The 9,818-nt window shown below is 72.0% G+C and carries 7 protein-coding genes; all 7 read right to left on the reverse strand.

The genetic code is table 11. The annotated features are described in order from the left end of the window. Positions 1–199 precede the first annotated feature (199 nt). The gene (locus tag JM949_RS29760; protein ID WP_203151464.1) at positions 200–1,051 is read right to left on the reverse strand and encodes a sulfotransferase family protein; all 852 of its coding nucleotides are present in this window, start codon (positions 1,049–1,051) and stop codon (positions 200–202) included. Continuing rightward, positions 1,048–2,619, reverse strand: coding sequence for an oligosaccharide flippase family protein (locus tag JM949_RS29765; RefSeq protein WP_203151465.1), 1,572 nt, complete (start codon positions 2,617–2,619; stop codon positions 1,048–1,050). Before JM949_RS29765 ends, JM949_RS29760 begins: the two co-directional genes overlap by 4 nt. A 34-nt stretch (positions 2,620–2,653) precedes the next feature. Next, positions 2,654–3,655: a Wzz/FepE/Etk N-terminal domain-containing protein gene (locus JM949_RS29770; protein WP_203151466.1), complete on the reverse strand. Its 1,002-nt coding sequence runs from the start codon at positions 3,653–3,655 to the stop codon at positions 2,654–2,656. A 24-nt stretch (positions 3,656–3,679) separates the two neighbouring features. Then, complete coding sequence (locus JM949_RS39355; protein WP_203151467.1) at positions 3,680–5,182, reverse strand: O-antigen ligase family protein; 1,503 nt, start codon at positions 5,180–5,182, stop codon at positions 3,680–3,682. Between the two features lie 178 nt (positions 5,183–5,360). Beyond that, positions 5,361–6,623: a glycosyltransferase family 4 protein gene (locus JM949_RS29780; RefSeq protein WP_203151468.1), complete on the reverse strand. Its 1,263-nt coding sequence runs from the start codon at positions 6,621–6,623 to the stop codon at positions 5,361–5,363. 239 nt (positions 6,624–6,862) lie between these two features. Then, positions 6,863–9,139: a catalase/peroxidase HPI gene (katG, locus tag JM949_RS29785; protein ID WP_203151469.1), complete on the reverse strand. Its 2,277-nt coding sequence runs from the start codon at positions 9,137–9,139 to the stop codon at positions 6,863–6,865. After that, on the reverse strand, positions 9,136–9,591 hold the full coding sequence (locus JM949_RS29790; protein ID WP_309232388.1) for a Fur family transcriptional regulator: 456 nt from the start codon (positions 9,589–9,591) through the stop codon (positions 9,136–9,138). Before JM949_RS29790 ends, katG begins: the two co-directional genes overlap by 4 nt. Positions 9,592–9,818 lie beyond the last annotated feature (227 nt).

Here is a 9,818-nt window from a genome sequence, read left to right on the forward strand (position 1 = left end):
GTCCGCCCGCTCGCCCGCCCGCCGGCCGCCCGCCGGCCGCCGTCCGCCCGGCCGGCCGATACACGCTTGAGCGGTATACCTCAGAGGCATATTTATACCTCTGAGGTATACCGCTCAACACCACATCCGCCCTCCGGGGAAGGTGACCGACGGTCACCGCCGCCGACCAGTCCCGGAACCGACCCCTGGCCGTCCTCTGCTAGCCCGGCCAGGGGTCGGGCCAGTCGAGCAGGGTGGCGAGCTGGGCGTTGTGCGGCGCGAAGTGCTCGCCCAGCCGGTCCCGCAGCTCCGGGGTCAGCTCGGAGACGCCCTGGTCGACGCGGCGGGTGTGCCGGATGAACGCCTCGGGCGTGTGCGCCGGCAGGCCGAGGAAACGCAGGATCTCGCCGTACGTGCCGACCGGGTCGGCCTGGAGGTCCTCGGTGCGGGCGAGGTGGATCCGCTCCCGGGGGACGTGCGCGAACCACCGTTGCACCTGCTCGGCGTAGCGCCCCCGGGCGGCGTAGGAATAGGCGCGCAACGCCCGGTGCGCGGCACGGGTGTCCGGGCCACCGCGGGTGGCCACCGCCAGCCGCTCCTGCTCCGCGTCCAGCGCGTCGGCGAAGGAGAGCGGCTCGATGCCGTACGAGCGGGTGTGCAGGTAGTGCGAGTACGCCCGCTGCACCGGGTCGCGCAGCAGGGCCACGAAGCGGGCCTGCGGCACTGTCGCCGCGACCCGGGCCGGCACGCTCGGGTGGAACAGGTAGTAGGGGCTCGCCTCGAACGTGCGCTCACCGGCGGCGAGGCGCGGGAAGTGCCCCCGGTACCACCGCGCGCCCCGACCATGGTGGAGGCTGAAGTACTGCAGCTCCTTGCCACTGGCCGCCCGCACCCGGGGATGCGCGGCGAGCTGGTGGTACAGCGAGGTGGTGCCGCAGCGCTGCCCGCCGATCACCAGGAAGTCGGGCAACGGGCCGGGCTCGCCCGGGCGCGCCGCGCGTCCCCACGCCCGCGCCGCGCGTACCCCCCGGCGCAGCCGGTCGGTGACCTGACGCCGCGCGAAGCCGGTCACGGGCGCACCCCGCTGCCCACGGCGACACCCACGCTCTGGTCGGCACCCGCCTGTCGACCACCTCGACGGGTCACCGATCGCAGCACCATGACGTCCTCCCGGCTGAGCCCGAGGGCGAGCACCGCGGCGAGGTACGCCGCCACGATCGCGACCAGACCGACGGTGAGCTGCGCGACCCAACCCTCGACCAGCCAGCGCACGCCGAACCCGACGCCCAACGCGAAGAGCGCGGCGACCAGGCCCTTGACCATGCCCGCCGTCACCGGCACGGTGTGCACCTGCGCGCGTACCTGCCAGACCCGGGCGACGTTCACCGCCGCCAGCGAGACCGCCCAGGCCACCGCCGCGCCGAGGATGCCGTACGCCGGGATCAGCCAGAGGTTGAGCAGGATGTTGAGCAGCAGGGCGGCGAGGTTGTCGACCATGTTCACCGCGACCCGGCCGGACATGTTCAGCAGCGTCCCGCACGGCCCGGTCGCGGCATTGACCAGCTGACCGAGCGCCAGCACGACCGTCACCGCCGCGCCGCCGGCCAGACCGGGCCCGCCGACCAGGCGCAGCAACTGCTCCGGAAAGACCAGCAACGCCACGAAGGCCGGCAGCGACAGGCGGACCACCCACCCGGTGGCGACCCGGTAGATCCGGCGTACCTCGTCCAGCCGGCCCTGGTGGTGCAGATGCGCCAGGTGCGGGCCGAACGAGGCGTTGACCGGTGCGAGCACGAACACCGCGATGGTGACCAACCGGGTCGCCACGTGGTAGACGCCGATCGCGTCGGCGCCGTAGTCGAAGAAGCCGAGCAGCAACGCGTCCACCCAGATCAGCCCGGTGGAGGAGAGCGAGGAGACCCAGCTGACCGTGGAGAAGCGGAACAGCTCACCCGGGCGGTACGCGGGCCGGGCGGCGGGCACCCGGCGCACCATCCGGGCCAGCGCCACCAGGGCGAGCCCGGCGGCGCTCCAGCTGGCCACCACCAGCGCCCAGAACGCGCCGGTCAGGCCCGCCCCGAGGGCGAGCGCGAGGGCGGTGAGCGCCAGCCGGGCGACCGGCTCGTAGACCTGACCGACGAGCGCGTAGGCGCGTTGGGTACGCCAGCCCCGGGTGGCGGCGAGCGCCGCTTCGCAGATGGTCGTGGCGGGCAGGCACAGGGCGGCCAACCGCAGCCCGGTGCTGAGCCGCGGGTCGTGCAGGGCCTCGGCGAGCCACGGCGCGCCGACCGCCAGACCGACCGCGAGCACAGTGGACGCCGCGGCCGAGATGCCGAGCCCGAGCCGGATCGCGCCCCGGAGCGCGGCCGGCTCCCCGTCGGCGAGATGCACCGCCACGAACCGGGTCAACCCGGCCCGGAAACCGGAGAGCGAGAGCAGGCCGAGCAGCGACAGCACGGCGTAGACCTGGGCGTACCGGCCGACCTCCCGCAGGCCCAGCGCCCGGGCCAGCACCAGCAGGACCAGGAAGAGCGCCACCTGGCTGAGCACCGCGCTGGCCAGGTTCAGCACACCGCCGCGCGCCATGCCGCGTACCTGCTGGTCGCCGGCCTCCGGGGCGGCCGGCGACCGGCCGGTCACCTCGCCAGGCACCCGGCGGCCCGCTGTCGGACAGTCACGGCCGGGCCGCGCCCACGGTCTCCGCCGGAGCCGGAGCAGCCGCCGGACCTGCCGGGCGGACGCCGGCACGACCTTGCGAGAGCAGTTCGAGGACGCCCACCAGCAGCACCCCGAGCAGCAGGCCGGCGCCGCCCACCGGCAGCGCGGTACGCACCAGCTCCGCCACCCGACTCACCTCGTGCGCCTCGCCGATGCTGGTCACCTGCTTCGGATCGGCGGCCTGGGCCTGCGCACGCGCCGCCTGCAACCCCTCCCGCGCCTGCGACAGGGCCCCGGTCGCCGCGTCCCGCTGGGCGAGCAGCGCCTGGTAGTCGGGCAGTTTCGGCCCCAGCTCGTCGAGCTTCCGCTGGGCGGCGGTGATCGCGGCGGCCGCCGCGTCGGCGCCCCGACCGTTGCCCACCGCCTGCATGGAGAGCTGCTGCTGACGCAGGCTGGTCAGCTCGCTCAACGTCGCCTGGTGCAGCCGGTCCGGCTGGGAGACCTTGTTCGCCTTCTCCCACTCCCCGATCGCCTTCGTCGCCGCCGTGACGTCGGCGTTGGCCGCCTCCACCTCACCGGTGGCGATGCCGACCTGGGAGGAGAAGAGGAAGGCGAGCGCCCGGGTGGTCGTCGCGGTCAGCACCGGTGCGACCGTCGCCCGGTTCCCGGCGGTGTACGTCACCTCCAGTTGGCTGCTCGCGCCAACCTGGGTGATGGCGAGCCCGTCGCGCAGCCGCTCCGGCGGCACCCCGGTGTCACCGGCCACATCGGCGAGGACGCGGGGTGAGGTGACCGCCGCGCCGAACGCCGCGACGAACTGGTTGGCCGCCTGCGTACCGGTGTACTGCGTCCCGGCCGCACCGCCCACCAGCGCCGGTGCCGCCACGTACGCGGTGCCGCTGTACTGCTGTGGCGCGAGCAGGACGATGGCCGCCGCGGCGCCGGTGGCGAGCACCGGCACTCCCACGAGTACCCAGAGCCGCCGCCGGGCGACCCGCAGGTAGTCGACGATCTCCACTTTCTCCCCAATGCTGTCGTTCGCTCAAACCGGGACGGAAATGCTTCGTGGCTGCTCGCCGGCCGGGTGTCGGGCCGGACGGCGGGCGATCGCGCTGGCCGCCGCGGCGAACGCGACGAAATACCAGAGGGTGACCACATTGGATATGACGTTGGAGGCCGCGCTGACCGCCACGAACGCGGCGGCGCAACCGGTGAACCCGACCGCGACGCCACGCTCGAAACTGCCCGGAGGCGCCCGACGCAGCGCGGTCCGCGCGGTGTACAGCAGGGCGACCAGCATCATCAGGTACGCGCCGAGACCGAGCAACCCCGTCTCGACGTACGCCCGCAGGAAGTCGTTGTGCGGCTTCTTCGCCTCGTCGGTCTCGCGCTGGGTCATGTTCGGCCCGATCCCGGTCAGCGGGTTCCGGTCGGCCAGCGTGACGATCTCGGTCCAGTAGCCGATCCGCCACGCCAGGGTGTTCCCGGTGGGGTCGCCGCCGACCGCACGCGCCGTGCCGAGCTGGGCGAACCGCTCCCCGACGGCGGGCACCAGCGCCACCCCGGCGACCGCCACCAGGCAGAGGGTGACTAGCATCCGCTTGCTGCGGTGCAGCACCGCGACCACGACCAGGCCGATCGCCGCGCCGAGCAGGGCACTGCGGGTGTTGGTGAGCAGCAGGAACAGCAGCGAGAGCGCGAGCAGCCCACCGAGTGCCGTGCGCTGACGTCGCCCCAGGAAGCGGTGGACCGCGAACCCGAAGATCACCATGAACATCAGGTAGCGGCCGAAGGTGGTGGACTGGCTGAAGGTGCCGCTGATCCGGGTGAAGTCGCCCTTCACCTCGGCCGGCGGGTTGCCGAGCAGCGACAGCACGACGGTGTAGCCGAGCGCCAGCACCAGCGAGGCGTAGCAGGCGAGCAGGACCCGACGGATCGCCGTGGTGTCCGGCATGAGCTGTTCCAGCACCACGAACATCACCACCACGGTGAGAATCCGCAACGCCTCCAGCAGGCTGTTCGCCGGCCGGCTGGCACCGAGGGCGCTGACCACGCTGCTGGCCCCGACGAGCAGCATGGCCCAGCTCAGCGGCGAGCCACGCAACCGCCCGTGTCGGCTGAGCTGGGCGGCCAGCCAGAGCCCGGCGGCGAGGAGGAACAGCACCGCGAGCAGGGTCGACGGGTCCAGCGCCCGGGCCGTTCCGGCGGATTCGGCCTGGCCGGCGCTCGGCCCGGTCAACTTGAACAGGTCGACGCAGGAGCGGACCGCGAGCATCAGCAGCACGTACCCGGCGAACCGGGTCAGCGCCAGGACGGTCACCGCGATCCCCGCGACCGCGGCGAGCGGCAGCACCATCCCCCGGCGGTCACCGGCGGCCATCGAGACGCCCGCGACCACCGCCACGACCGCGGCGGCCAACGCCGCGCAGACGGTGAGCAGCCGGGGCGTGTCGAGCCGCCGGAGCAGGATCGGCGCCCTGCCGCCCGGCGGTCTCACCCGGGTGGGCCGTTCCGCGTCGACCACCTGTTGCGTGTGTTGTTCCACTGATCCCACTGACCGAATCGGCGCTGCCCGGCCGCTGCCGGGCGCGGCCAACCGATGTCCTCCCGGCACAAGATCGGTTCAATCTAGCCCGGTCACCTCGACGGCAGAAGGGGCCGTTGCACCGACTGCGGCGTCCTCCGCCGGGCTGATCCCCACGCCCGCCGGCGAGTGCCGCAGGTCAGTCGGCCACCGCTCTGGCCCGTCGACCCGGCTCCGGCACCAGCCGGAGGTAGAGCCGCTCCAACTCGCGGGCCGCGACGTCCCAGCTGTAGGCCCCGGTGACCCGGTCACCCAGCGCCGCCGCGCCGGCCCGCTCCCCCGCCAGGTCGGCGAGCAGCGCCGTCAACACCCGGACCAGGTCGTCCTCGTCGCCGTCGCGGAACAATCGCCCCCCGGCGGCGTCGCCCTCCAGCACCTCGAGGTGGGGCGCGATGTCGCTCGCGACCACCGGCAACCCGTACGCGGCCGCCTCCAGCAGTGTCAACGGCAGACCCTCCAACCGGGACGGCTGCACGAAGCCGGCGGCGTTGGCGTACAACTCGGCGAGCAGGTCTCCATAGGCGAAGCCGGTGAAGACGATCCGGTCGTCGCCGTCGGCCGCACGACGCAGCCGGTCCACGAAGTCGTCGGTGAACGACGACCCACCGACGATCGCCAGGCGGATCCCGGTGTCGACCCGACGGAAGGCCCGGATCAGCAGGTCGGCTGCCTTCTCCGGAACCAGCCGACCGACCAGCAGCAGGTAACCGTCGGGGGTGAGGCCGAACCGGGTCTCGATCTGACGGGTCGGCACCGGTCGCGCCGGGTTCACCCCGTTGGGGATGTAGGTCGTCGGCCGGCCGAACCGGGTTCCGTAGTGGGCGGCGAGCCCACGGGAGACCGCGACGCGCTGGTGCGGGACGTACCCGCTGAGCCAGTGGGCGCTGCCCAGCACCGCCCGCGCGGCGAGTCCCCACTTGGCCCGCTGGTTGTCCAGGCCGTGCACGGTGAGCACCACTCCGGCACGGGACAGCACGCGTGGCATCGGGGCGACAAGTGCCGGCCCGAGCCCGTGGTAGTGCACGATGTCGGGCCGCTCGGTCATCGCCGCCACTGTCGAGGTCGCCGCGTGCACGATGGCGTCGAGGTGTTTGCTCGCGATGGTGTGCGTCCGGCGCAGCCGTACGCCCCGGTAGTCGTCGGCCGGTGTGTCGCCGTAGCTGCGTCGGCAGTAGACGGTGACCTCGTGCCCGTAGCTGGCCAGCCGGCTGGCCATCTCCTCCACGTGCCGTTCGATCCCGCCGTAGGTGGCCGGCATCCCCTTCTGGCCGATCATCGCGATCCGCAGCGGACGCCAGGTGCCGCCCGCCGCGGCGGCGCTCACCGCCCCCCGCTGCCGGGGGATCACCGGCCCGTCCGGGTGTTGGTCCACTTCCTCGGTCTGCAGGTCCGGATGGGCCACGATGACTCCCTGCGTGACTAGGTCCGCGCCCGCCGACCGGGGGCGATCAACACCTTGCCACGAACAGGCCCGTGCGCCAGCCGATCACCGGGATAAAAAATCATTTATGGGATTCGTTTTGGTCGGGAATGCCACCCGGCTGACGTCGGAGTGCGCGGCGGCGGGCGGTCGAACGCCGCGCGAAGGCCGACGAGCCCCGGCCGACCACTGGGTCGACCGGGGCTCGTCGGGGGAAACTGTCAGACGCGGTCGAAGCGGTCCAGCTCCATGACCTTGGCCCAGGCGGCCACGAAGTCGGTCACGAACTTGTCGCGGCCGTCCTGGCTGGCGTAGACCTCCGCGAGGGCCCGCAGCTGCGAGTTGGACCCGAAGATGAGGTCGACCGCGGTGGCGGTCCACTTCACCTCGTCGGTGGCCAGGTCACGGATCTCGTACACGTGCTCGTCGGACTTGGACGCCGTCCACCGGGTGCCCGGCGACAGCAGGTTGGCGAAGAAGTCGTTGGTGAGCACACCCGGGCGATCGGTGAGGACGCCGTGCGGCGTACCGCCGGTGTTGGCGCCGAGGGAGCGCAGACCGCCGACGAGGACGGTCATCTCGGGCGCGGTGAGGTTGAGCATGTAGGCGCGGTCGACGAGCAGCACCTCCGGCTGGGTCTTCTCGCCGGGACGCAGGTAGTTGCGGAACCCGTCGGCACGCGGCTCGAGGACCCGGAAGGACTCGGTGTCGGTCTGCTCCTGGGTGGCGTCGGTGCGGCCCGGCCGGAACGGCACGGTCACCTCGACGCCGGCGTCGCGCGCCGCCTTCTCCACGGCGGCCGAGCCGGCCAGCACGATCAGGTCGGCGAGCGAGATCTTCGCCCCGCCGGCGGAGTTGAACTCCTGCTGGATGCCCTCCAGGGCGGTCAGCACGGTCGCCAGCTGCTCGGGCTGGTTGACCTCCCAGCTGCGCTGCGGCTCCAGCCGGATCCGGGCGCCGTTGGCACCGCCGCGCTTGTCGGTGTGGCGGAAGCTCGCGGCAGAGGCCCAGGCGGTGGAGACCAACTGGGCGGTGCTGAGACCGGAGTCGAGGATCTTCGCCTTCAGGGCGGCGACGTCGGCGTCACCCACCAACTCGTGGTCGACGGCCGGCACCGGGTCCTGCCAGAGCTGCGGCTCGGCCACCCACGGCCCGAGGAAGCGCTCGATCGGGCCCATGTCGCGGTGCAGCAGCTTGTACCACGCCTTGGCGAAGGCCAACGCGAACTCGTCCGGGTTCTCCAGGAAACGGCGCGAGATCTTCTCGTACGCCGGGTCGACGCGCAGCGACAGGTCGGTCGTGAGCATCGTCGGCTTGTACTTCTTCGACGGGTCGAAGGGGTCCGGGATGATGGCCTCGGCGTCCTTGGCGACCCACTGCTTCGCGCCGCCCGGGCTCCTGGTCAGCTCCCACTCGTAGCCGAACAGGATCTCGAAGAAGCGGTTGCTCCACTGCGTCGGCACGTCGGTCCAGGTCACCTCGAGACCGCTGGTGATCGTGTCCGCGCCCTTGCCGCTGCCGTGCGTGCTCAGCCAACCCAGGCCCTGCGCCTCCAGCGGGGCGCCCTCGGGCTCCGGGCCCACGTGGTTGTCGGCGACAGCCGCGCCGTGGGTCTTGCCGAAGGTGTGGCCACCGGCGATGAGGGCGACGGTCTCCTCGTCGTTCATCGCCATCCGGCCGAAGGTCTCGCGGATGAAGTGCGCCGCCGCGGCCGGGTCCGCGTTGCCGCGCGGGCCCTCCGGGTTGACGTAGATGAGGCCCATCTCGGTCGAGCCGACGCCGGTCGCCATCTCCTTCTCGGAGGTGTAGCGCTCGTCGCCCAGCCAGGTGTCCTCCGGGCCCCAGAAGATCTCCTCGGGCTCCCAGACGTCCTCACGACCGAAGCCGAAGCCGAAGGTCTTGAAGCCCATCGACTCCAGGGCCACGTTGCCGGCGAGCACCAGCAGGTCGGCCCAGGAGATCTGCTGGCCGTACTTCTGCTTGACCGGCCAGAGCAGCCGGCGGGCCTTGTCCAGGTTGGCGTTGTCCGGCCAGCTGTTCAGCGGGGCGAACCGCTGACCGCCGTCGCCGGCGCCACCGCGGCCGTCCTCGATGCGGTACGTGCCGGCGGCGTGCCAGCTCATCCGGATCATCAGGCCGCCGTAGTGGCCGAAGTCGGCCGGCCACCAGTCCTGCGAGGTGGTGAGCACCTCGACGATGTCCCGCTTGAGGGCCTCGACGTCGAGCTTGGCGAACTCCTTGGCGTAGCTGAAGTTCTCCCCCAGCGGGTTGCCCTTGGACGAGTGGGCGTGCAACACCGAGAGGTCGAGCTGGTTGGGCCACCAGTCCCGGTTGTTACGCGGACGACCGCCGGTCTTCGGGGTCGGCGAGTCGATCGCGGGGTTCTCACTCTCGCTGCCGTGCGCGGTCACCGAGTCGTGCGCGACCGGGCAGCCGGCGGCTGCCTTCTGGTCCACGCCCTGGGCGCTGATGGGGCCGTTGTCCTGGGTGTCGCTCATGAACTTCCTTCCGAGCTTGCGGATCTCTGGGGCGTGCGGTCGGTCGCGCAGTCGGGGCAGGTGCCCCAGTAGACGACCTCCGCCTCGTCGACCACGAACCCGTGGTCGTCGGAGGCGGTGAGACAGGGAGCGTGGCCGACGGCGCAGTCGACGTCGGCGATGGCGCCGCAGGAGCGACACACGACGTGGTGGTGGTTGTCCGCTACCCGGGACTCGTAGCGGGCGGTCGCGCCGGCGGGCTGGATGCGCCGCACCAGGCCGGCGTCGGTGAGCACCCGCAGCACGTCGTAGACCGCCTGGTGGGAGATGCTGGGATGATCCGTCCGGACCAGCGCGATCACCGCGTCGGTGCCGAGGTGCGGGTGCTCACGCAGCGCCGCGAGCACCGCCAACCGTGGCCGGGTCACGCGCAACGAGACAGCCCGTAGCTGCGCCTCGAAGTCGGACATCACGGGTACGAACCCTAGCTCACTATTCTGGAACGAATCAAGTTTTGCCCCGCCCGGGATGCCGCAACAGCGGACGATTCACCCGAGGTTAACCTGCGAGTGGAAAAAATTCGGGCAGCGATGTCGAGAACCGGTGAGCTGCGTCGTCCCCGAGGTGAACGTGACCACGATGGGTCGCAGACCGCACCAAGGAGAAGCACGATGGCCAAGTACCTGCTGCTCAAGCACTA

The sequence above is a fragment of the Micromonospora tarensis genome (assembly GCF_016803395.1).
In the GTDB taxonomy this organism is placed as follows: Bacteria; Actinomycetota; Actinomycetes; order Mycobacteriales; family Micromonosporaceae; genus Micromonospora; species Micromonospora tarensis.

Coding starts and splice junctions, on each gene's coding strand:
- katG (WP_203151469.1), bottom strand. CDS start 9,139: ATGAGCGACACCCAGGACAACGGCCCCATCAGCGCCCAGGGCGTGGAC.